18 protein-coding genes are annotated in these 22,247 nt (G+C 69.2%); 12 read left to right on the top strand and 6 right to left on the bottom strand.

All coding sequences use genetic code 11. From position 1 onward, the window contains the following. Positions 1-84 precede the first annotated feature (84 nt). Positions 85-1,443 carry a dipeptidase gene (locus ACIHAO_RS09880; RefSeq protein WP_396556352.1) on the top strand — a complete coding sequence of 453 codons (1,359 nt, stop codon included), beginning with the start codon at positions 85-87 and terminating at the stop codon, positions 1,441-1,443. Here the strand turns inward: ACIHAO_RS09880 and ACIHAO_RS09885 are convergent. After that, positions 1,433-1,669, bottom strand: a complete 237-nt coding sequence (locus ACIHAO_RS09885) for a hypothetical protein (protein WP_396556354.1) — start codon at positions 1,667-1,669, stop codon at positions 1,433-1,435. The genes ACIHAO_RS09880 and ACIHAO_RS09885 overlap by 11 nt on opposite strands. Before the next feature lie 251 nt (positions 1,670-1,920). On the opposite strand from ACIHAO_RS09885, the gene ACIHAO_RS09890 reads away from it, so the two are divergent. Beyond that, on the top strand, positions 1,921-3,849 hold the full coding sequence (locus tag ACIHAO_RS09890) for a BTAD domain-containing putative transcriptional regulator (RefSeq protein ID WP_396556658.1): 1,929 nt from the start codon (positions 1,921-1,923) through the stop codon (positions 3,847-3,849). 3 nt (positions 3,850-3,852) lie between these two features. On the opposite strand, the gene ACIHAO_RS09895 is transcribed toward ACIHAO_RS09890, so the two are convergent. From ACIHAO_RS09895 to ACIHAO_RS09910, 4 genes are read right to left on the bottom strand one after another with little or no spacing between them, the layout of a single operon-like run. Next, complete coding sequence (locus tag ACIHAO_RS09895; RefSeq protein ID WP_396556356.1) at positions 3,853-4,548, bottom strand: NIPSNAP family protein; 696 nt, start codon at positions 4,546-4,548, stop codon at positions 3,853-3,855. A gap of 27 nt (positions 4,549-4,575) precedes the next feature. Next, positions 4,576-6,780 carry a xanthine dehydrogenase family protein molybdopterin-binding subunit gene (locus ACIHAO_RS09900; RefSeq protein WP_396556358.1) on the bottom strand — a complete coding sequence of 735 codons (2,205 nt, stop codon included), beginning with the start codon at positions 6,778-6,780 and terminating at the stop codon, positions 4,576-4,578. Then, positions 6,777-7,757 carry an FAD binding domain-containing protein gene (locus ACIHAO_RS09905; RefSeq protein ID WP_396556360.1) on the bottom strand — a complete coding sequence of 327 codons (981 nt, stop codon included), beginning with the start codon at positions 7,755-7,757 and terminating at the stop codon, positions 6,777-6,779. Before ACIHAO_RS09905 ends, ACIHAO_RS09900 begins: the two co-directional genes overlap by 4 nt. Beyond that, positions 7,757-8,365: a 2Fe-2S iron-sulfur cluster-binding protein gene (locus tag ACIHAO_RS09910; protein ID WP_396556362.1), complete on the bottom strand. Its 609-nt coding sequence runs from the start codon at positions 8,363-8,365 to the stop codon at positions 7,757-7,759. The genes ACIHAO_RS09905 and ACIHAO_RS09910 overlap by 1 nt, the downstream gene beginning before the upstream one ends. Positions 8,366-8,461: 96 nt before the next feature. Between ACIHAO_RS09910 and ACIHAO_RS09915 the strand changes: the two genes are divergently transcribed. After that, on the top strand, positions 8,462-8,710 hold the full coding sequence (locus tag ACIHAO_RS09915) for a DUF1272 domain-containing protein (protein WP_396556364.1): 249 nt from the start codon (positions 8,462-8,464) through the stop codon (positions 8,708-8,710). A 340-nt stretch (positions 8,711-9,050) separates the two neighbouring features. Here the strand turns inward: ACIHAO_RS09915 and ACIHAO_RS09920 are convergent, their stop codons facing one another. Next, positions 9,051-11,372 (bottom strand): immune inhibitor A domain-containing protein, encoded by a 2,322-nt coding sequence (locus ACIHAO_RS09920; protein ID WP_396556366.1) that lies wholly within the window; start codon positions 11,370-11,372, stop codon positions 9,051-9,053. A gap of 221 nt (positions 11,373-11,593) precedes the next feature. Here ACIHAO_RS09920 and ACIHAO_RS09925 point away from each other — a divergent pair, with 221 nt between their 5' ends. From ACIHAO_RS09925 to ACIHAO_RS09965, 9 genes are all read left to right on the top strand, one after another. After that, positions 11,594-11,830: a ferredoxin gene (locus ACIHAO_RS09925; RefSeq protein WP_396556368.1), complete on the top strand. Its 237-nt coding sequence runs from the start codon at positions 11,594-11,596 to the stop codon at positions 11,828-11,830. A 54-nt stretch (positions 11,831-11,884) separates the two neighbouring features. Then, complete coding sequence (locus tag ACIHAO_RS09930) at positions 11,885-13,111, top strand: cytochrome P450 (RefSeq protein WP_396556370.1); 1,227 nt, start codon at positions 11,885-11,887, stop codon at positions 13,109-13,111. 112 nt (positions 13,112-13,223) lie between these two features. Then, entirely contained in the window at positions 13,224-13,670 is a 447-nt protein-coding gene (locus ACIHAO_RS09935) for a hypothetical protein (protein ID WP_396556372.1), read from the top strand. A gap of 85 nt (positions 13,671-13,755) precedes the next feature. Then, positions 13,756-14,982 carry an amidohydrolase family protein gene (locus ACIHAO_RS09940; RefSeq protein ID WP_396556374.1) on the top strand — a complete coding sequence of 409 codons (1,227 nt, stop codon included), beginning with the start codon at positions 13,756-13,758 and terminating at the stop codon, positions 14,980-14,982. Positions 14,983-15,077: 95 nt separating this feature from the next. Then, positions 15,078-15,326: a phosphopantetheine-binding protein gene (locus tag ACIHAO_RS09945; RefSeq protein WP_125787251.1), complete on the top strand. Its 249-nt coding sequence runs from the start codon at positions 15,078-15,080 to the stop codon at positions 15,324-15,326. After that, positions 15,323-16,879, top strand: coding sequence for an amino acid adenylation domain-containing protein (locus ACIHAO_RS09950; protein ID WP_396556376.1), 1,557 nt, complete (start codon positions 15,323-15,325; stop codon positions 16,877-16,879). The genes ACIHAO_RS09945 and ACIHAO_RS09950 overlap by 4 nt, the downstream gene beginning before the upstream one ends. 20 nt (positions 16,880-16,899) lie before the next feature. Then, complete coding sequence (locus ACIHAO_RS09955) at positions 16,900-19,317, top strand: condensation domain-containing protein (RefSeq protein WP_396556378.1); 2,418 nt, start codon at positions 16,900-16,902, stop codon at positions 19,315-19,317. Positions 19,318-19,330: 13 nt separating this feature from the next. Then, positions 19,331-20,620, top strand: a complete 1,290-nt coding sequence (locus tag ACIHAO_RS09960; RefSeq protein WP_396556380.1) for an MFS transporter — start codon at positions 19,331-19,333, stop codon at positions 20,618-20,620. Then, positions 20,617-22,155, top strand: a complete 1,539-nt coding sequence (locus ACIHAO_RS09965; RefSeq protein WP_396556382.1) for an amino acid adenylation domain-containing protein — start codon at positions 20,617-20,619, stop codon at positions 22,153-22,155. Before ACIHAO_RS09960 ends, ACIHAO_RS09965 begins: the two co-directional genes overlap by 4 nt. The last annotated feature ends 92 nt before the right edge of the window (positions 22,156-22,247 follow it).

Genomic DNA, 22,247 nt, shown 5'->3' on the forward strand with positions numbered 1-22,247 from the left:
GGTCCGAGCGTAGCGCCGCGGCGTTCGATTTCGCGTGCGGTTGACCGGCTCCTTTTCCGTCGGCCGCGCCGTACGATCCGGTTCATGACGACCAAGGACCTGAGGGAAACCGAATTGAGGACGGCCGTCGAACGGGAAATGTCCCGTGCGCTAGCCGATCTGGAAAATCTGGTCCGCATTCCCGGTATCGCCTTTCCCGAATTCGACCACACGGAGGTGGACCGTTCCGCGGAGGCGGTGGCGGCCCTGGTGCGCGGCTGCGGGCTGGACACCGAGATCGTCCGTGCCGGTGGCCACCCGGCCGTCATCGGCCGCAGGCCCGCGCCGCCCGGCGCGCCGACCGTGCTGCTCTACGCGCACCATGACGTCCAGCCGCCGGGGGACGAAGCGTTGTGGGACAGCGACCCGTTCGAGCCGGTGGAGCGCGACGGCCGGCTCTACGGACGCGGCGCGGCGGACGACAAGGCCGGGTTGATGGCGCATGTCGTGGCGCTGCGGGCACTCGGCGACGCCCTGCCGGTCGGGGTGGTGGTGTTCGTCGAAGGCGAGGAGGAATACGGCTCGGCTTCGCTTGCCGACCTGCTCCGGCTGCACCACGACAAGCTGCGCTCCGACCTCATCGTGATCACCGATTCGGCCAACTGGGACATCGGCGTTCCCGCGCTGACCACCTCGTTGCGCGGAATCGTCAACTGCGTGGCCGAGGTGCGCACCCTGCACGCCGCCGTCCACAGTGGAATTTTCGGGGGAGCCGTCCCGGACGCGTTGACCGCGCTCGTCCGGTTGCTGGCGACGCTGCACGACGAAGCCGGCGACGTCGCGGTGGAAGGGCTCGAGGCCGGCCGCGAGTCCACACTGGAACTTTCGGCCGATCGGGTGCGCGCCGAGGCGGGGATGGTCGACGGCGTCCGGTTCACCGGCACCGGTTCGATAGCGGACCGGTTGTGGACCAAGCCGTCGCTGTCGGTCCTCGGTATCGACGCGCCGTCGGTTCTCGAGTCGGGCAATGCGCTGGTTCCGGTGGCGCGGGCGAAGATCAGCGCCCGGCTCGCTCCCGGCGACGATCCGGTCAAGGCCTTCGCCGCGCTCCGCGACCACCTCGATGCCTACTGTCCTTGGGGTGCCGCGATCTCGGTCGATCTGGACGGTGGTGGCGCACCGTGCGTCATCGACACCACCGGGCCGCACTACGAAACGGCCCGGTCCGCGATCCGCGCCGCGTGGGACGGGGTCTCGCCGGTGGAGATCGGACTCGGCGGCTCGATCCCGGCCGTTTCGACGTTCCAGGCGGAGTTCCCGGACGCCGAAATCGTGGTGACCGGCGTCGAGGACCCGCATACCCGGGCGCACGGCCCGAACGAGAGCCTGCACCTCGGCGAGTTCGCCCGGGTCTGCCTCGCCGAGGCGCTCATGCTGAACGGGGCGGCCCGCCCTATCGGATGAGGCGGCCGAGTTCGGCCGGATCCGCCGCGAAGACCGAGGTGTCGTAGTCCTCGATCATCGCGGTGACCGGGCCGTCATACTCCGCCAGCCATTCGTCCGTGGCGTAGACCGACTGGGACCGCTCGACCCGTTCCTGCTCGGAAGGAAAGGCGCGCAGCAGGAAATAGCCGTTTTCGTTGTTCAGGGACGGGCCGTGCGCGAGGACCGTGATACCCAGCCGCCGCATCAACGGAATGGTGCCCTCGCGGCTTATGCGATCGAATTCCTCTCGGCTGCCCGGCTTCACTTTGAACAGTCGAATCTCCAGCAGCCATGGCTTAGCGTTATCCATCGTGCACCTCACCCTCGGTATTCGCCGAAGGCGAGTAGAGCACCGGAGAATGGTGGACGTCAATTAACGGCGAATCGAACGCGTCACCGGTCAGGTTCCGGTTCCTCGGCCCGCTCGAATTCTTCGACGGCGGGCAATGGGTCTCGATCGGTGCCCCGAAGCAACGGGCCCTGCTGGCCGTCCTGCTGATCAACGCCAACCGCGCGGTGTCGGCGGATCAGCTCATGGCGGAGCTGTGGGGCGAGCGACCGCCACCGAGTGCCGCCGGTCTGCTGGCCGGGTACGTCTGGCGGTTGCGCAACGGTCTCGGCGATCCGGGAGGGCGGATGCTGAGCACCAGGGCACCCGGCTACCGGCTCGTGCTTCCGTCCGGCGCGACCGATGTCGACGAGTACGAGGGGCTGGTCGCGGCGGGCCGGAAGAGCCTCGCGGAGGGTGACCTGTCCTCGGCGGTCGCGGCGCTGACCGAAGGGCTCGGGATGTGGCGCGGGACGCCGATGGCGGACGTGGCGATGGTTCCCTCCGTCCTTGCCGAGTCTGCGCGGCTCGAGGAGGCACGCGTGGCGGTGGTCGAGGCGCGGATCGAGGCCGAGATCGGGCTCGGCGGGCACGAGGCGCTGCTGCCCGAACTGAAGCTGATGGTCTCGCAGTTCCCGCTGCGCGAGCGGCTGCACGCACATCTGATGGTCGCGCTCCACCGGTCCGGTCAGCAGGCCGAAGCCCTCGGCGCGTACCGGGATCTGCGCAGGCTGCTGGTCGACGAGCTCGGTGTCGAGCCGAGTAAACCGTTGCGGGAGCTGCAGGGCCGGATTCTGCGGGACGACCCGCTGCTGCTGGAGGCACCGCGTCGCACCACGACGACGACCGCCGCCCCGCGGCTCGCCGTGCCACGCACCCTGCCTCCCGACGTGCCCGCCTTCATCGGCAGGGAACGCGAGCTGGCGTGGATCACCGCCCGGCTGACCGGCGGAGACCAGCGCTGCGCCGTGCACGGCATGGCGGGCGTCGGCAAGACCGCCTTGGCGGTACACGCCGCCCACCGGGTGGCCGGGTCCTTTCCGGACGGTCAGGTGCAGCTGGATCTCGGGGCGTCCGCGACGCACGGCCCGACGCCGCCGGTCGACGCGATCGGACGACTGCTCGCGGCGCTGGGCGTATCGGCCGCGGACATCCCACCGGACGAGGAGAGCGCCGCCGCGCTGCTGCACTCTGCCTTGGCCGACCGCCGGGTGATCGTGGTGCTCGACGATGTGGCCGACTCCGAACAGATCCGGCGGCTGTTGCCGGCCACGCCGGGCTGCGCGGTGATCCTGACGAGCCGCCCGGCCTCCACCGCGGTGGATGGATCGGGCCTGCTTCGCCTCGGCAGGCTCCCGACGACGGCCGCGACGGCACTGATCCGGCGCTACGCCGGGGCTCCCCGGGTGGACACGGACCTCGCCGCCACCGTCCGGCTCGCCGGGCTCTGCGACCATTTGCCGCTCGCTCTGCGCATCGCCGCCGCCAGGCTCGCACGGCGTCCGGAATGGACGGTCGGCGAGTTCGCCGCGCGGCTGGCCGATCCGGTGCGCCGGCTGGACGCGCTGACTTGCGACGGGCTCAGCGTCCGTGACGGCTTGCGGGCAGGTGTCCGGTTGTTGCGCCGCGTCGCCGATCCGTTCGCGACACGCGCCCTCGGCCAGCTCGGAGTGCTGGACCTGCCGGTGGTCTCGACGGCCGCGCTCGCGGCCGCGCTCGACATCCCCGTCGACTTGGCCGAATCGGCGGCGGAGCGGCTGGTCGACGCCGGGCTCATCGAGACGGTGCGGATGGACCGGTACCGGGTTCCGGGGCTGGTGCGGCTGTTCGCCACCGACGAGTACGTCACGGCCGACGAGGAGCGCACGTCGACGCACCGCATCGTCGGGTACTACGAGGGCGCGGTGCGTGAGCAGCTTTCCCGGCTCGCGGCGAACCGCGGCGCCGGGCTCGCGTGGTATCGCGAGGAATGCCTGACATTGCGCGCGCTCGCCGCCCGGGCGCCGGACACCGAGCTGCCAAGGCTGGTCAATCGGCTGTCCTCCGCGTTGCGGTGACGATCAGCGCAGCATCGACCGGTCGGTGGGGGTCAGCAGCAGCCGTTCGACGGAGTCCGGCAGGCGGGGCTGGACGTCGTCCCGCCACTCGGGGAGCCCTGCCAGCCGCTCGGTGTGCTCGGCGTAGGCGTCTTGACCGGGGAACGAGGCGAGCACGACGAGGACGTGCTCGCCCGTGCGGACCGGCAGGCCCTTGAAGTCGTTCTCCGCGTATTCCGTCCGCAACAAGGCGAGCGGAGTCGCTCCGGCCTTCTCCAGCAGCGGAAGGACGGTTTCGTCGAAGAACCGGACGTCCTGCTCGTCCGGCGGCGACGGCAGGTGATAGATCGTGGCCGTGACCAACGACGAGGCGGGCGCGTCCCGCGTCGCGGGGTCGAGGCCGGCCAGCGCTCCCTGCCGGATCGGCCGCAACAGCAGGACGTCGTCCGAGTCGATCATGGTGGCGTTGGCCGCCGCCGCGTTCGCCTTCCACGCCGGACCCGTGTAGAAGCTCGTCAGGGCCTGAAACCTGGCCGGCATTCCGGGAAAGCTTCGCAGCCACACGAAATGATCCGGGCGGTCGAGATCCCGGAACTGCCCCAGGACACGCATCCCGGTGGCTTCCTGGGTCTCGACGAACTCCCGGTCGAACAGCTCGATCAGCACCTCGCGCTGTCCCGGGTGAAGCGTGTACTGCCGTAGCTCGACAACGTCCGTCACGGGAAGAACCCTAAGGCATCCGAAAGGTCAAGTCTCCATCAGTTTGTCGAGGGTGATGGGGAGGTCGCGGACGCGGCGGCCGGTGGCGTGGTGGACGGCGTTGCCGATGGCGGCGGCGATACCGACGGTGCCCAGCTCGCCGATCCCGCGGACGCCGAGGGGATTGAAGACGGTGTCGGGGTGGTCGAGGAAGCGAACGTCGATCGGCGGGACGTCGGTGCCGACCGGAAGGGCGTAGTCGGCGAGGTTCGCGTTGGCGATGCGGCCGGTGTCCGGTTCGACGTGCGTGTTCTCCAGGAGGGCTTGGCCGATGCCGAAGATCACGCCGCCGATGATCTGGCCGCGTGCGGTCTTCTCGTTGACGATGGCACCGGCGTCGATGACCGTCGTCACGCGGCGCAGACGGGGTTCTCCGGTCCACCGGTTGACCGCGATTTCGCAGAAGTGCGCGCCGAACGAGGTGAAGGCGAACCGCTCCCGCTCAGGCCCCAGCGCCGTGGTCTCCGTCGCGTCGATCCCGGCGAGATTGACGACGCCGAGCAGGGTGCCGAACGCGATTCGCCGCCTTGGCCCCACGACGTCACCACGTTCGTAGCGGACCTGGTCCCGGTTCAGACCGTGGAAGGGGGAGCGTTCGTGTGTCACGGCGAGGTCGAGAAGCGCGCGCGTCGCGGACAGGGCCGCCGCGTGGACGGCCGGCGCGGAGCTCGCCGTACCCGCGGAGGCGAACGCGCCGGGGTTGTCGGCCAGCGCGGAATCGCCGAGAGCGGAACGGACGCGGCCCACCGGGATGCCGAGCGCGTCGGCACCGACCATCGCCAGCACCGTCCACATCCCGGTGCCCAGATCCGACGTCGCGGTGGACACCGCCGCGGTGCCGTCGGCCTGGAGCCGGACCTTTCCCGTGGTGCGGTACCGCGAGGCCGGATAGGCCGCGGTCGCCATTCCCGTGCCGATCAGCCATTCGCCGTCGACGACCGACCTGGGCGCCGCGGCACGCCGGGACCAGCCGAACGCCTCGGCGCCGACGCGGTAGCACTCGTCGAGATGCTTGCCGGACCAAGGCACGCCGCGACCCGGGTAGGTGGTGGCGTAATTGCGCATGCGTAACTCGACAGGGTCGAGTCCGAGCCGTACCGCCAGTTCGTCCATGGCGGTTTCCAGCGCGAACGAGCCGGCTTCCGGCCCGGGTGCCCGCATCGGTGTCTGGGGTGGGACGTCCAGGGTCACCAGGCGTTGTCCGACATGGATGTTGGGGGAGGCGTAGAAGTACCGCGAAGTGGTGTGTGGCCCCGCCTCGTAAAGGAAACCGTCGCCGCCGCTCGAAAGACTGGCGTAGGCGTCGTGCTTGACGGCGGCGAGGCGCCCGCCGTGGTCGGCGCCGAGGGAGACCGTCTGGGACATCGCCGAGCGGTGGCCGGTGACGCCGAAGGTCTGCTCCCTGGTGAGCACGATCCGGACCGGGCGGCCGAGTGCCTTGGCCGCGGCCGCGGCGAGCACGGGGTGCCCCCAGGTGAGGATCTTGTTGCCGAATCCGCCGCCGACGTGCGGGCTGAGCAGGTGTACCCGGGAGGGATCGACACCGATCGTGGCCGCGATCGTCCCGGCGAACAGCTGCGGAGCCTGTGCTCCGCTGTAGAGGGTGAGGTAGCCGTCGCGCCACACCGCGATGGCGGCGTGCGGCTCCATGGCGCTGTGATACTCGATCGGCTGCGTGTAGGTGGCGGTGACGACCACCGGGCTCGCGCCGAGAGCTTCGTCGATGGACGCGACGCCGTCGGCGAGCAGGTCGAGTTGCGCCGGCTCGCCGTTGACGTCGTCCGGCAGGGTGGCGCCGGGCATCCCGTCTCGTAACGACGTCCGTGCCGGGACGGCGGCGTAGTCGACGCGGACCAGGGCGGCGGCGTCGCGGGCTTGCTCGAAGGTTTCGGCGACCACCAGTCCGACGATCTGCCCGTGGTGGCGAACCTGGTCGTCCCGCAGCGGAAGCCAGTTGTAGCCGATGCCGGATTCGGCGCCGCCGAACAGGGGCAGCGGGTTCGCGTGACTGTAGACGGCGAGCACACCAGGGGAGCGGCGCGCGGCGGTCGCGTCGACGGCACGGATCGTGCCGCGTCCCACGGTGCTGAGCAGCAGGTAGCCGTTGGCGAGGCCATCGACCGGGTAATCGGCGGAGTACCGGGCCGCCCCGGTGACCTTGAGCCGTCCTTCGACACGGGAGAGTGAGGTCATGTCCGGTCCGCCAGCTTCATCAGGGCACGGGTGATGGTGCGTCGCAGCAGCGGCACCTTGAACCCGTTGTGGGCCAACGGCCGGGCTCCTTCGGCAGCCAGCGCGGCGGCCTTCTCGACGACGTCGGGCCGCAGTGGCTTGCCGCGCAAGGCGTCTTCCACCGCGGCCAAGCGCCATGGCCGGGTGCCGACCCCGCCCGCCGCGAGCCGCACGTCACGCACGACACCGCCGCGGACCAGTACCGCCGCCGCCGCCGAGGCGAGCGCGAACTCGTAGGAGGACCTGTCCCGCACTTTCACGTAGGTCGACCGGTTCGCCCAGCCGAGCAGGGGCACCGTCACTTCGGTCATCAGCTCGCCTGGTCGTAGGTCGTTCTCGAGGTGCGGGGTGGTGCCCGGCAGCCGGTAGAACTCGGCGAGCCGGACGTCTCGGGAGCCGTCCCGGCCGGTCAGCCGCACCGAGGCGTCCAGCGCCACGAGGGCCACCGCGAGATCGCTCGGATGGGTGGAAACACAGGAGTCGCTGGTCCCCAGGACGGCGTGCGCGCGGTTGACGCCCTCGATCGCCGGGCAACCGGTGCCGGGCGTCCGCTTGTTGCACGGCGTCGAGGTGTCCCGGAAGTAGCCGCATCTGCTGCGTTGCAACAGATTCCCGCCGATGCTGGCCATATTCCGCAGCTGCGGCGACGCGCCGGCGAGCAACGCCTCGGAGAGCATCGGATACCGCGAAGTCACCACCGGATGCGCGGCCACGTCGCTCATCCGCTCCAAGGCCGCGATGTGCAGGCGATGCCGATCCGTCCACACACCGGTCAGCGGCAAGCGGTTGATGTCCACCACCCGGCTCGGCGTCAGCACTTCGAGCTTCATCAGGTCCACCAGCGTCGTGCCGCCCGCCAGGTAGGCGGAGTTCGTCGCGGCGGCGCTGTCGAGCGCCTCGGCCACGCTGTGCGTGATCGCGAAGTCGTACGGCCGCATCAGTCCGCCGCTCCCGCGGCCCGGACCGCGTCGACGATGCCGTCGTACGCGCCGCAACGGCAGATGTTGCCGGACATGAGCTCCCGGACCTGCTCGGCCGAGCGAGGACGCCCTTCCCGGAGCACGGCGACCGCCGACATGATCTGGCCGGAAGTGCAGAAGCCACACTGGAAACCGTCGTGTTCGAGGAACGCCTGCTGCACGGGATGCAGCTCGCCGCCGCGCGCCAGCCCCTCGATGGTGGTGACCCGCCTTCCGGTCACGGAGCCCGCCAAGGTCAGACAGGACAGCACCCGCCGTCCATCGACGTGCACTGTGCACGCCCCGCACTGACCGCGATCACAGCCCTTCTTCGTGCCGGTCAGCCGCAATTCGTCGCGCACCGCGTCGAGCAACGTCACCCGTGGATCCAGCCGCAGCCGCTCCACGCGCTCGTTGACCCGCAACTCCACGTCGACGAGGCCGCTTCCCCCGGCGGCCGCCGCCTCAGGATCGGCGAGCTGCCCGCCGACCGCCAGCACCGCCGACGCCGTCGCGGTCCGCCCCAGAAAGCCGCGGCGGGAGATTCTGCCCTCGTTCGAGTCGTCCATGCTCTGATCGGTCTGCACTGAACCTCCAGTAACCTCTCGGCGGCCGAGTCTCGTGGATCGCGTCCGGTTTCGATATCGCTCAGCTGAACAGCGGTCTCGGGTAGAGTTCGCGCCATGCTCGAGCTCAGGCCCAATTGCGAGTGCTGCGATCGAGACCTGCCGCCCGCAGCGGACGCGCGCATCTGCACCTTCGAGTGCACCTTCTGTCCCGCGTGCACCGAAGAGCGCTTCGGTGGCGTCTGCCCCAACTGCGGTGGTGAGCTCGTGCGCCGGCCTGTCCGGCCAGAGGCCCTGCTCGAACGCCACCCGCCCTCGCCGCTGCGAGTGGTCAACCCGCACGCGGCCTGTTCAGCGGCGGGGTAACTCCGCGCTGTCGCTGTGGCAGCCGGCTCGCTCAAGTGTCATGAAAGGGTCGTTCAGGACGTTTTTCGTCCTGAACGACCCTTTCATGACATGCGGTGCGGTGCGCGTTTCCTCGCAGTCTGGGACCATGTTCGCGTCGCGCTCCCGGCAGCGCCGGACCTCACGTCAAGATTGGCCCCCACTGGACCGGCCACACACCCCACCGACGTTGCGAAAGCCACTTTCGCAACCTTCAACGTTGCGAAAGTGGCTTTCGCGATACTCCACCTTGGCCCTAGCGGCCCAAAACTCTCACGATGGTTGCCGTGGCCATGTCGTGAAACCCGCGACGCCGGCCGCCCTACTTGTGCCCGACGCGAACCCGCATCGACGTACCGTTCTGCGACAGCACCCGGATCGTGGTTCCGGTGGCCGGGAGGACCACTCCGGCGTTCGGCTGGTCGGGGAACAGGAACGTCCCGGTGTCGTCGAACAGCGGCACGGCGTTCCGCCCGCGGAGGTAGCTGGGCTTTCCGTTGACGTGCAGGGTGAACGAATCCGCCTTGCGGAGCGAGAACGGCATGTCGTAACCGGCGATCCTGGAACGCCAAGGCACGCCTTCGATGTTGTAGATCGGCTCGGGATGCGCGTCGACCGGGAGGATCAGCCCGGAGCCGAGGTGCTCACTGGTGTTGTTGTCCATTTCGGACGTGTCCCAATAGGACACCACCAAGCCGGTCTGATACGGGAAATGCTCGACGAAAGCGGGTCTGTCCGGGAACCCGAAGTTGTAGGGGCCCGTGCGCAGATATCGGCCGTAGGACTCGTAGGTGCGGTTCGACGCGAGGTAGAAGTTGTCGAACAGGCGGGTCTCGGTGGCGGCCGCCGTCCGGAAACCGTCGAGTGCCCAGCCGTTCGCGCCGTTCTCCGCTCCGTCGGTCAGCAACGGCGCGCCGTCCGCGGTGATCGTGATGTCGTCGGCGAAGAACCCGCTCCGTGCCAAAGCGCCGTCGGTCCGATACTGGAACCGGAGCAGGGTCTTCTTGCCCGCGATCGAGTCGAGCGGCACGTTGACGTCGATCCAGCTCCCTCCCGTGGTGCTCGACAGTGCCGGCAGTCCACTGAAGTCCCGCTGGAACGGCGCGCCGGCGGCTAGGCCGTCCACCGCGGTCCACGTGACGCCGCCGTCGGTCGACACCTGCGTGTAGAGGAAGTCGAAGTCCGGCTGGATGTCGTAGCGGGCCTTGAGCGTCAGTGACGCCGAGGTCTTGCCGGTCAGGTCGAGCGGACGGGTCATCGTGGTGGACAGGTTGTTGCCCTTGGTGCTCCACCACTGGTTCGGGCCGGTGAACGGCTGTCCATGGTGGAATGTCTTCGGCTTGTCCGGCAGCACGACCACGACGGCCTGGGCCTTCGCCGAGTTGTATTCGTGCGGGCCGAGGTCGAGGGTGCGGGTCTGGCCCGCCACCACGACCTCGTAGTCCAGCCAGCCGAGCTGCAGTTTGGACCACGCGTCCAGGTCGTTGATGCGGGTGCCGATCACCTCGCCGGGCCCGGACACGCGCTGCTGCGCCATCGGCGACCACCAGCTCACGTTGTTCGCGCCACCGTTGGTGTCGTACAGGTCGGGCAGGCCGAGGTCGTGCGCGAACTCGCGGCAGAACACGCTGATACCGCCGTTCTCCGGCTGGACGGTGTAGTTGCCGACCCAGATACCGCTGTCACCGATCTGGGCGCCACCTCGCCGGTTGCCGTCCGGGCCGGCAGTGGTGTTGGCGAACGCGTAGGCGCTGTGGCTGTAGATCGCGTCCTCGCCGTGAACGGGATCCGCGTCGGCCTGGTCGGCGCCGGAGTGCACGATCTGGAAGTGGTCGAGGTAGCCGTCCGGTTCGTTGAAGTCGCCGTCGCGGTCGAAGTCGTCGCGATCCCAGACGTCGAACGTGGCCAGCTGCGCGCGGATCTGCGCCGGTGTCCGGCCGGCGGCGAGTTGCCCGCCGTACCAGGCGTTGACGGCGTCGGTCACCAGGTCGAACGAGTTGGCGCAGACGACACCGGCGCACGGGAAACCGTTCGACCGCCCGTAGCGGGCCTCGTTGAACGGCACCGTGGTCCAGTCGGTGACCATCCCCTCGACCGAGTATCTGCCCGAGGACTGCTTCCGGTAATAGGCGGCGAGCGAGTCGGCGCCGGGAGCGGTGGAGAAATACAGGTCCTGGTAATGGCGGCGGTCGTAGTCCGGCTGCCAGATGGTGGTGTTGTTCGTTCGCCGGTCGGGCTCGGGGATCTGATTGTGCCGCGGACCGTCGAAGCGTACCGGGCCGGGGATGGCCGGATCGGTGTCGGCGTCGGGGTAGGACGGATGCCGCTGGTCGCCGAACTCGGCGAGTACCACGAAGATCCGGTCGGTCGATTCCCTGGCCAGCTCGACGTACTCGTCGACGGGGCCGCCGGTCCTGACCACGGTGCTCGCGCCGCGTCGCTCGGCGACTTCCTCGCCCTTCAGCACGTCCGCGATCGCCTGCTGCCGCAGCTTCCGCCGTTTCACGTCGTCGGGGCCGGGCAGATCATCCCCGCCTCGGGCTTCGGCGGCGGCCGCGGGTGCCGCGATCGCGGCCGGAGCGCCCGCCGTCGAACCGGCGACCAGGGTGGAGACGCACAGGGCGGCAAAAAGTCTTCGTAACAAAGGAGATCCCCTCTCGAACTGATTCGTGAGTGGCGATTCGTGTGCTAACGATTACCACTCACGACCATCCTGGCCAAAGCGCCTTCTGGCCGTAACCGCTCAAGCGAGAGAACACCTTGCGCCACAAGACATTCCCGTGAACGATCGGCTCCCCTCGTTCAACTGGTTCCGGAGCGGCAGTTGAGCGCTCCGAGGCGCCGTTCGATTCCAAGGAGACTGACATGACCGAGAGCGGTCGCCGCTGGCGGATCCTCGTGGACCAGGACCGCTGCATCGGTTCCGGGGTGTGCGTGGGAGACCTTCCGCACCGGTTCCGGTTCGTCGACGACAGGTCGCAGCCGGTCGACGTCGAGATCGGTGCCGACGAGGAGGTGCTCGCCGCGGCCGACTCCTGTCCACGGGAAGCGATCCGCGTCGTGGACGTGGCGACCGGTGAGGTACTGGCGCCCCTCGAATGACCGTGGCCCGACCAAGACACCGTGTCCGGTCCGCCGGACGCGTGGAGGATGTTGATGCAAAGCCGTCGAACGACGAAGGTCGAAAGACTCTCGGCCGACTTCGTCCAGGATTCCTACACGTTGTACGCGCGGTTGCGGGAAGCGGGCCCGCCCCGGGAAGTGCTGATGCCACACGGCATCAAGGTATGGATGGTGACCCGCTACCGCGACGCCCGCGCCCTGCTGTCGGATCCGCGGATCAGCAAGGACGGACGGCGGGTCAACGAGCTGTTCGCCCGGCACGCCGAGTCGCCGGACAAGACCCCCGCGGCGGTCGACGACGAGCTGGCCGCGCACATGCTCAACAGCGATCCGCCGAACCATGTCAGATTGCGAAGACTGGTCGGCAAGGCCTTCACCGAACGCCGGGTGAAACTCCTGCGGCCGCGGATCGAGGAGATCACCGGGGAACTGCTCGACCGGATGGCCGGCGCGCGCGAGGCGGAACTGATCGAGGATCTGGCCGCCCCGCTGACCATCACGGTCCTCGCCGAACTGCTCGGCGTGCCGCCCGAGAATCGCGAGGTCTTCCGCGCCTGGACGAACACGCTCGTCGGGGCGAACCACACGCCGGACGAGGTCGCCACGGCTTCGGCGGCGGTGGCCAGGTTCACCGAGGACCTGATCGACGCGAAACTCGCCGATCCCGGCGACGACATGTTCAGCGCGCTGGTACTGGCCACCGAGGAAGGGGACAGGCTCAGCAAGGACGAGCTGGTGGCGATGGTCTTCCTGCTCGTGGTGGCCGGACACGACACCACGTTGAGCATGCTCGGCAATGGGGTGTACACCCTGCTCCGCCATCCGGACCAGCTCGCCAGGCTACGGGCGGACCCGGCGTTGCTTCCCGCCGCGGTCGAGGAACTGCTGCGGTACGAGGGTTCGGTCAGCCTGGCGACGTTCCGCTTCACCACCGAGGACATCGCACTGGACGGCGTGACCATTCCCGCCGGCGAGATCGTGGTGGTCGCACTGGGTTCGGCGAACCGCGACGCGGAGAAGTTCGAGCACGCGGACAGCCTGGACATCACCCGCGGGCTCGGCAGTCACCTCGCCTTCGGTCATGGCATCCACTACTGCGCGGGCGCGCCGCTGGGCCGTCTGCAGGTGGAGATCGGCATCGGCAGGTTGCTGGAACGGTTCCCGGACCTCGCGCTGGCAACGGAACCGGAGCAGCTCCGCTGGAAGACCAGCACGATCATGCACGGCCTCGTCTCGCTGCCGGTGTCCCTGCACCGCTGAGCGCCGTCCTGCAACCCACGCCCCGCCGCGAAGGCGCGAGAAGCCTTCGCGGCGGGGCATCGGCGTCTTCGACGACCGCGGATGCCTCCTGATGGCGTGATACCGTTGCGGAATGGGCGAATTCGATTTCCTCGTAGGCTCGTGGAATGTCCTCAACCGCCGTCTGACAAAGCGGCTTGCCGGTAGCGACGAGTGGGTCGAATTCACAGCACCCGCGAAGAGTTGGAGCCTTTTCGAAGGAAACGCGAACGTCGACGAAATCGTTTTTCCCGACGGTGTGCGGGGGCTGACCCTGCGGTTGTTCGACCCAGTGGCCCGGAAGTGGTCGCTGAACTGGTCGAGCAGCGACGTCGGGCGGCTCTTCCCGCCTGTCATCGGCGAGTTCACCGACGGACGCGGCGTCTTCTACGGCGAGGACACCGAGGGTGGAACGCCCGTGCGGGTCCGGTTCATCTGGTCGGACGTCACCGAGAATTCGGCCCGCTGGGAGCAGGCCTTCTCGATCGACGACGGTGAGAGCTGGGAGGTCAACTGGATCATGACCTTCACCCGTGCCTGACGATCATATTTCCGCGAGCGGCGATCCGCGGTGCGCAATCGTTGCCGCGTGACCGAACCGCCCGCAGTCTGCTTCTCTGGCCCGCATGCAGCAACGCATCGAAGCCTCCCAACTGATTCCCGGACGCGGCACGCCGATCATGGACGGTGTCGTGATCGTCGAGGGCGACCGGATCCGCTACGCCGGTCCGCGTGACGGGGCGCCGGCCACCCCCGGCGCCGACGTCACTCGCGGCCATACCGTGATGCCCGGAATGTGGGACTGTCACGGGCATTTCATGGGCCTGCGCAGTGCGGACCTGCACGATCTGATGCACGAGCCGATCGCCCTGCGGTCGGCTCGGTGCGTGTCGGACCTGCGGGCCTGCCTCGACTCGGGCTTCACCTCCATCCGCGAGGTCGGCGGTCTCGGCATCCACTTGGTCCGCGCGGTCGCCGAGGGCACCATCGAGGGACCGACGATCTACAGCGCGGGCACGGCCTTGTCGACCACCGGTGGACACGGCGACGTGCACGGCTTCCCGGTTCCGTGGATCAACGACTTCGGCCACCTCGGCGGCGAGTTGAGGCTTGCCGACGGGCCCGCCGAGTGTGCGCGGGCCGCCCGTGAACAGCTGCGCAACAACGCGAAGCTGATCAAGGTGTTCGCCTCCGGCGGGGTTCTGTCCGAAGTGGACCACCCGCATCATCAGCAGTTCACCGACGCCGAACTGGCCGCGATCGTGGAGGTGGCGGGACAGGCCGAGCGGGTGGTCGCGGCGCACTGCCACGGCAAGGCGGGCATCATGGCCGCCTTGAAGGCGGGTGTGCACACCATCGAGCACGGCACCTACCTCGACGAGGAAGCCGCCGCGGCGATGCGTGAGACCGGCGCGATCCTGGTCCCCACCCGCACGATCATGCACCTGCTGCTCACCAGCGATCTGCTTCCCGCCTACGCCAAGCGAAAGCTGGAAGAGGTGGCCGGGCGGCATCTCGACGCGATCGCACTGGCCCGCGAGGCGGGTGTCACCATCGCGCTGGGCACCGACCTCGCCATGACCGGCCCCGATCGGCCCACCCAGTGGGGGAAGGGCGGCATCGAGCTTTCACTGATGGTGAAGAGCGGTGCCACCCCGCTGGAGGCGATCGAGATGGCCACGGCCACCGCACCCGCCACTCTCGGACCGCAGGCGCCGCGCTCCGGACAGCTGCTGGCCGGCTACGACGCGGACGTGCTCCTGCTGGACGCGGACCCGGTGCTGGACATCGACGTCCTCGCCGATCCGGCCCACGTGACCGACGTCTGGAAGTCCGGCCGTCAGGTGAAGTGAAGGCAACAACGGCCGTAGAACCCGAGTACATCGAGACAACAACCACGGCGGCGATGGTCTCGGTGACGAAGCCCCGGCTCCATGGAGAAATGCCCATGAGTGACACGATTGTCGATTTCGACGCCATCATCACGCGGTATGCGACCTTCACCTTCGACGACTCGACGCCCTTGCTCGACGCGGGGCTGGAATCGCTGGCCTTGCTGCGTCTCGCGGTCGACGTGGCGGGTGACGACGACGCCGAGATCGACGCCACCCGGCTGGTCGACCTGCACACGGTCGCCGATCTGAAGCGCTGGCTGGCCGATCTGGCCGCCGCCGGTCAGGACGGGGGCGCGCGATGACCACCCGCAGACTCTTCGACTGGTTCGACGATTCGGTGGCGGTTCACGGTTCCTCGACGGCGATCGAGGTCGGCGGGCTCACCTTGACCTACGACGAACTGCGGGCCGCCGTCGAGCGGATGGCGGTGCGCCTGGTGTCGGCCGCGGGCCGACGACCGGAGCGGGTCGGCCTGCTGACCTCGCGCAGCCTCGCGAGCTACGTGGGCTACCTGGCGATCCAGCGGGTCGGCGCGGCCGTGGTGCCGCTCAACCAGGGCGCGCCGGTCGCGAGGAACCTGGCGATCACCAAGGACGCCGGCCTGGACGTGACGATCGTCGACGACACGTCCGCCAAGCAGCTGCCGGAGTACCCGCGGCAGTCGGGTATCCCGATCGTCGACCTGACCGGTGACCGGTGGCGTGGCCTGCTGGACGGCGATGAGCCGCTGCCCGAGATCGGTTCCGGCGACGGGGACGTCGCCTACATCATCTACACCTCCGGCTCGACCGGGAGCCCGAAAGGCGTGCCGGTGACGCACGAATGTGTGTCCTCGTTGCTGGAGGACAACATCCGCCGGTTCGGCTTCACCGACGACTGCCGGGTTTCACAGACCTTCGAGCTCTTCTTCGACGGTTCGATCGTCGAGCTCTTCGCCACCTGGGGGACCGGCGCGACGTTGTGCGTCCCGCAGCACAGCGAAGTGTTCGCGCCGGTGCGTTTCGTCAACGAGAAGCGGCTCACGCACTGGCTTTCGGTGCCGTCGATCATCTCCTTCGCACGCAGGCTGCGGGCCCTCGCCCCGGGCAGTATGCCCAACCTGCGCCGGGGGATGTTCGGCGGCGAACCGCTGAACCTCGAACAGGTCGAGGTGTGGCGGGCCGCCGCACCCAACGCGACCATCCACAACTGTTACGGGCCGACGGAACTGACCGTCATCTGCACCGGATACGAGGTGCCCGCCGCGCGCGCCGACTGGCCGGTCACCTCGAACCGGTCCATGCCGATCGGTGAGCTCTTCCCGCATCTTGACTATGTCCTGCTCGACGAGGAGCTCCGGGAATGCGAGGACGGCGAGCTGTGCGTGCGCGGCCCGCAGCGCTTCCCCGGCTACCTGGACCCCGATGACAACGCCGGGCGTTTCCTTGCCTTCGACGGCGAGCAGGGCACGGTCTACGACGGTGCCGAGCCGCTGACCTCCGGGCACTGGTACCGCACCGGTGACCGGGTGCGCCGCGAGAGCGGTGAGCTGGTGCATCTCGGCCGCGTCGACGACCAGATCAAGGTCCGGGGCAACCGGGTCGAACTGGGCGAAATCGAGTCGGCGCTGCGACGGCATCCGTCGATCGCCGAGGTGGTCGTGGTGGCGCTCACCGCCGTCGACGGCGAGGTGGACCTGCACGCCGTCTACGCGGGCGATCCCGTGGACGAGAAGGAGTTCGTCCGCCTGCTCGAGGACCTCCCGGTCTACATGCGCCCGAGGGGTTACCACCAGCGCGACAGCATCCCGTTGGCCGCCAACGGGAAGGTCGATCGCAAAGGGTTGACCGAAGAGATCCTGCCGATCGTCCGCTGAACACCGGAAAGGAATTCCCGTTGAACGCTCCCGTCGCGACGGACACCGGCATGTTCCCGGCCAGTGCCCTCATGGAGATGCTGTGGTGGATCCATCAGAGGGCGAGGAACAAGTCCGTCTACAACCAGACCTGGCCGCTGAAGGCCGACCGGCCGCTCGACTTCGACGCCCTGCGGGTCGCCTGGCAGGCCGTGGTGGACCGATACGAGGCGATGCGCGCGAGCCTGCACCATCGTGACGGCGCGATCATGGTGTCCATTGTGGACCATGTCGACGTCGAGCCGCAGTGGATCGCGATCGAGGATCCCGGCTCCGTGCCGGTGGAGCCCCTGCTCAGGTCGATCGCGGGGGAGATCCAGGAGCGGCCGCTCGCGCTGGACGTCGCGCCGGCGGCACGGCTGGTGGCGGTGACCGTCGGCGATCAGCACGAGTTGCTGGTCACCGTCCATCACGCTCTCGTCGACGGATGGGGGATGCAGCTGCTGATGGACGACTTCGCCAAGGCGTACGCGGCTGCTGTCGCGGGTGAGGAACCGGATTTCGGTGCCGAGCCCCCGGTGTCGTTCCGGGAGCACATCCTCGCCTCGAACGCGGCCCGCACCGACGGCCGCTGGGACGCGAGCCTGAAGTACTGGCGCGAGAAGCTCGACGGCGCGGTGACCACGACACTGGTCGCCGACCGGCACACCTACACCGGCACCGGCAACAAGGGCGGGATGGTGCGGTTCGTCTTCAGCAAGGAGGCGGTCGACGGCATCGGCGAACTCGCGAAGCGGTACTTCACCACGCCGTTCAGCGTGCTGTTCGCCGCGTTGCAGACGGTGCTCGCCCGCGGCGGCGCCGGACCGGAGGTGTGCACGGGCCTGGTCAGCGCCAACCGTATGACGCCACAGGACCAGGCGCTGGTCGGGTATCTGGCCAACGTCCTGGTGACCAGGACCGTCATCGAGGACGGCGACTCGTTCGGCACGGTGGTCGAGCGGGTCCGCGACGGCATGTGGGACAGCCTCGCCCATCAGACCGTGCCGTTTTCCCTGGTGTACGGCGCACTCACCGAATCGGCGCAGGCCCGGCTGCGGGACGCGATCCCGCTCCTGGTCACCTGGTACGGATCGATCGGTGTCGGGCTGCGCCTCGGCGACGTCTCGCTGAAGCTGCAACGCGCACCGAACCGCGCGGCCCGCACCGACCTCGGGTTCGGGGTGTTCGATTTCGAGGGCGAGTACGTCGTCGAGTCCGAGTACAACGTCGGCCGGTTCGACCACTCGACGGCGCGGCGCCTGTTCCAGGACATCGACCGGGTACTCGCGGAGGGCGGCCTCGATCCGGAACTGCCGGTGGGCACCATCGAGGTCGGAACCCGGACCGCGCCCGCCCACCTGGAACACACCATCACGACGGCCGAACCGGACACCACGGAGATGCCGCGGTCCGCGGCGCTCGACCAGGTCCGCAGGGTCTGGACCGAGGTGCTCGGCACTCCGCCGGCTGGAGCGGACGAAGACTTCTTCGCCACCGGAGGCCGGTCGCTCAAGGTCGTCCAGTTCGCGTCGGCCATCGAGTCCGAAAGCGGCGTGACGCTGGACATCACCGGGTGGCTCACCGAGCCGACCCCACGACGGGCGGCCGAGCAGCTCGACGGTGGTTCCGACGCCGACGACGGCAGCACTCTGGTCGTCCTGCGGGAAGGCGGTGGCCCGCATCTACACCTGCTGCCCGGCGCGGGTGGCAGCGTGCGGGACTACCACGAGCTGGTGGCCGAACTTCCGCCGGACTGGCTGGTCACGGCCTCGCAGGAACGCACGCCGCTGGACTCGATCCCGGCGATGGCGGCGAGATTCCGCGCCGATCTGGATGCCGAGGATCTGCGGCCCGATCTGCTCGGTGGCTGGTCGATGGGCGGGCAGATCGCGTTCGAGATGGCGGCGACCGGCCGGGGCGCCCCACCGCCGGTGGTGCTGCTCGACTCGACACCACCGGTCCGGCACGACATCGCCGCCGAGGTGCGGGACGCCGTGGTGTACGAGGTCTTCTCCGAGAACATGGCCGCGACCTTCGGCGCGACCCTCGACGGCACGCCCGCCCGGACCACGCCGGGGGATCCCGAGCTGGCGATGCGGGTGCTGGCCGCCCGGCTGGCCACGGCGAGCGGGCAACCGGTGTCGGTGCCGATGCTCCTCGAGCGCTGGACGACGTTCAACCGGCACACCGACGCCGTCGGCTCGTACCTCAACGAACGGCCGCTCGCGGTTCCCGCGCTGCTCGTGCGGGCGGAGCTGGCCGAGCACCAGGTGGATCAGTGGACGACGCAGTTCACCGCACCGCCACGCCTGGTCCGGGTCGAGGCCGACCACTACGGCATCCTCCGGGCCCCGGTGATCGCGGAGATCGCCGGCGAGATCGTGCGACTCCACGCCACCGCAACACCATCAGTGTGAACTTGGAGGAGCTGTGTCCGAGCGACCCTCGACCGTTCCCGCCGTCACGACCGAGCCCCTGCCGTCGCAACGGCGCAACGAGTGGCTGCTGATCTCGTTCACCGGGACGACCAACACCGCGGACGCCGTGATGCGGGTGGCGCTTCCGTTGCTGGCCACCACGGTCACCGATTCACCGGCGTTGATCGCCGCGGTGGCGATCATGCTGACCCTGCCGTGGCTGATCACCGCGTTGCACATCGGGGTGCTGGTGGACCGCAAGAACCGGCGCTCGCTGATGGTGGGGGCCGAGTTCGCCAGGATGGCCGCGATGGCGGTGATGCTCACCGCGGTCGCGGCGGGCTTCGTCAACCTGCCGCTGATCCTCGCCGTGGCACTGGTACTGGGTGTCGCCGAGGTGGTCGCGCAGCTGTCCGCGATGTCGATCATCCCGACGGTGACGCCGAAGAGCCGATGGCAGTCGCTGAACGCGCGCCTCACCGCGACCGAATACGTCACGTTCAGTTTCCTGGGCGCGCCGATCGGCGGATTCCTCGTCGCCGCCGGATTCGCGGTCGCGCTGGGTGCGGGCGGTGCGGTGTACCTGTTCGGGGCGGTGCTGCTGACCATGCTGGCCGGCGACTTCGCGGTGAAGCAGGCCAAGGAGCGCCGTCCGGCAAGGGTGGAGATCCGCGAAGGTCTGTCGTTCCTGTGGCAGCACCGGTTGCTGCGGACGATGGCCGCGCTGATCACGGGTATGGCGGGCTGCTGGGCCGCGTGGTACGCGCTCATCCCGGCGTACGCGGTCGGCGGGCCGCTCGGTCTCACACCCGCGCAGTACGGATTCCTGCTGACCAGCCTCGGCGCCGGCGGAGTGCTCGGCACGGTACTGGTCGGCCCGGTCAACCGGTTGATCGGCAGACGCTGGGCGATGTTCGCCGACATCATCGGCACGGTGCTGATGGTCGGGGTCCCCGCGGTGGTGCCCGGCGCGCCCGCCAGTGTCTGGCCGGTCGGCGTCGCCGCGTTCTTCGCGGGCGTCGGCGGGACGATGTGGACGGTGAACTCCCGCGTGATCAGCCAGTCTCTCGTGCCGAACGAGCTGCTGGGCCGGTTCAGCGCGGCAAGCAGGCTGCTGTCCTGGGGCATGCTCCCGGTGTCGGCGGCCATCGCGGGCGGTCTCGCGGAGCTGTTCGGCTTTCAGGTCGCGTTCGGGGTCTTCTCGGTCGTCTGCCTGCTGATGATCTACCCCTTCCTGCGGGTGATCACGGCCGCCGCGATCGCCGAGGCCGACACCTCGGCCGGGGAAAGCGGCGACAAGTGATCGATCCACAAGGGACGATGTACGGCTGGTTCCTCGACACCGTCCGGAGATGCCCGGATGCGACGGCCATCGAGGTCCGTGAGGACGCGCTGAGCTACAGCGAGCTCCGGCTGCTCGTGGACAGGCTGGCGGCCGGGCTGGTGCGGGCGGCGGGCAGGCGCCCGCACGCGGTCGGGCTGCTGGCCGCCCGCAGTCTCGCCACCTATGCCGGTTACCTCGCGGCGCTACGCCTCGGTGCGGTCGTCGTCCCGCTCAACCCGAAGTTCCCGGCCGACCGCAACCGGACGATCTGCGCGGCGGCCGGGGTGGACGTGGTCGTGGTCGACGAGGCGGGCGCGGCGGAGGTGGTGGACGGCACGGGCGCCGTCGCGCTGCCCCTGCTCGGCGATTGGCCCGAGCGGCTGCCCGAGCCGTGGAACCCGCCCTACACCGGCGATCCCGACGCCGTGGCGTACCTGCTGTTCACCTCCGGCTCGACCGGAACCCCCAAGGGCGTGCCGATCCGGCACCGCAACGTGGCCGGCTACCTGGCGCACTGCGTCGAGCGTTACGCGGTCACGCCCGGTTGCCGGCTCTCCCAGACCTTCGACCTGACCTTCGACCCCTCGGTGTTCGACCTGTTCGTCGCGTGGAGCACCGGCGCGACCCTGGTGGTGCCCTCCGACGCGGAGGTGCTCACCCCGGCCCGGTTCGTCACCGGCAAGCGGATCACCCACTGGTACTCGGTGCCGTCCGTGGTCTCGCTCGCCGGCCGGCTCCGCGGGCTGCGCCCCGGCGCGATGCCGGAGCTGCGCTGGAGCGTTTTCGCCGGTGAGCAGCTGACCGTGGACCAGGCAAGGGCCTGGGCCGCCGCGGCACCGAACAGCGTGCTGGAGAACGCCTACGGTCCCACCGAGCTCACCGTCACGGTCACCGCGTACCGGCTGCCCGCTGATCCCGAGTCGTGGCCGGACACCTCGAACGGCACCGTACCGATCGGCCGGGTGCACGACGCGCTCGACGCGGTGCTGGTCACCGAAGACGGCCGCGCGGGCGAGGACGGCGAATTGTGCGTCCGCGGCGGGCAGCGCTTCGGCGGCTACCTCGATCCCGCAGACGACCACGGCCGGTTCTTCCGCGGCGAAACGTCGTTCGTCGTGGCCGACGGCCCGCCGCGGGACGGCGATTGGTACCGCACCGGAGACCGGGTCCGGCGGGAACACGGCGAACTCGTCCACATCGGACGGTTGGACGATCAGGTGAAGATCCGCGGTTACCGCATCGAACTGGGCGAGATCGAGGCCGTGCTGCGGAAGCATCCGGGAGTGCGGGACGCCGTGGTGATCGCCGTGCCGGCGCGCGGGCAGACCGTGTTGCATGCGCTGCACACCGGCGATCCGGTCGACCCGGGCGAACTGACCGCCGCCGTCGCTCGCCGTCTCCCCGAGTACATGGTGCCGGCCGCCGTGCACCACGTCGACGTCCTGCCCGTCAACGCGAGCGGCAAGATCGACCGTCGCCGCCTTGCCGCGGAAGTGACCGACGCCGCGCGGTGAGCGCGTAACTCGCGTGCTTGGAGACGTAACTCGCGTGATTGAGCGCGTAACTCGCGTGATCAGAGACGGACCGCCTCCAATCACGCGAGTTA

This window comes from Amycolatopsis sp. NPDC052450, from assembly GCF_044547565.1.
Classification (GTDB): domain Bacteria; phylum Actinomycetota; class Actinomycetes; order Mycobacteriales; family Pseudonocardiaceae; genus Amycolatopsis.

What these genes read in the sequence shown, in the direction of transcription:
- ACIHAO_RS09880 (WP_396556352.1), top strand. Translation starts at nt 85, where the DNA reads ATGACGACCAAGGACCTGAGGGAAACCGAATTGAGGACGGCCGTCGAA.
- ACIHAO_RS09885 (WP_396556354.1), bottom strand. Translation starts at nt 1,669, where the DNA reads ATGCGGCGGCTGGGTATCACGGTCCTCGCGCACGGCCCGTCCCTGAAC.
- ACIHAO_RS09900 (WP_396556358.1), bottom strand. Translation starts at nt 6,780, where the DNA reads ATGACCTCACTCTCCCGTGTCGAAGGACGGCTCAAGGTCACCGGGGCG.
- ACIHAO_RS09905 (WP_396556360.1), bottom strand. Translation starts at nt 7,757, where the DNA reads ATGCGGCCGTACGACTTCGCGATCACGCACAGCGTGGCCGAGGCGCTC.
- ACIHAO_RS09915 (WP_396556364.1), top strand. Translation starts at nt 8,462, where the DNA reads ATGCTCGAGCTCAGGCCCAATTGCGAGTGCTGCGATCGAGACCTGCCG.
- ACIHAO_RS09925 (WP_396556368.1), top strand. Translation starts at nt 11,594, where the DNA reads ATGACCGAGAGCGGTCGCCGCTGGCGGATCCTCGTGGACCAGGACCGC.
- ACIHAO_RS09930 (WP_396556370.1), top strand. Translation starts at nt 11,885, where the DNA reads ATGCAAAGCCGTCGAACGACGAAGGTCGAAAGACTCTCGGCCGACTTC.
- ACIHAO_RS09935 (WP_396556372.1), top strand. Translation starts at nt 13,224, where the DNA reads ATGGGCGAATTCGATTTCCTCGTAGGCTCGTGGAATGTCCTCAACCGC.
- ACIHAO_RS09940 (WP_396556374.1), top strand. Translation starts at nt 13,756, where the DNA reads ATGCAGCAACGCATCGAAGCCTCCCAACTGATTCCCGGACGCGGCACG.
- ACIHAO_RS09945 (WP_125787251.1), top strand. Translation starts at nt 15,078, where the DNA reads ATGAGTGACACGATTGTCGATTTCGACGCCATCATCACGCGGTATGCG.
- ACIHAO_RS09950 (WP_396556376.1), top strand. Translation starts at nt 15,323, where the DNA reads ATGACCACCCGCAGACTCTTCGACTGGTTCGACGATTCGGTGGCGGTT.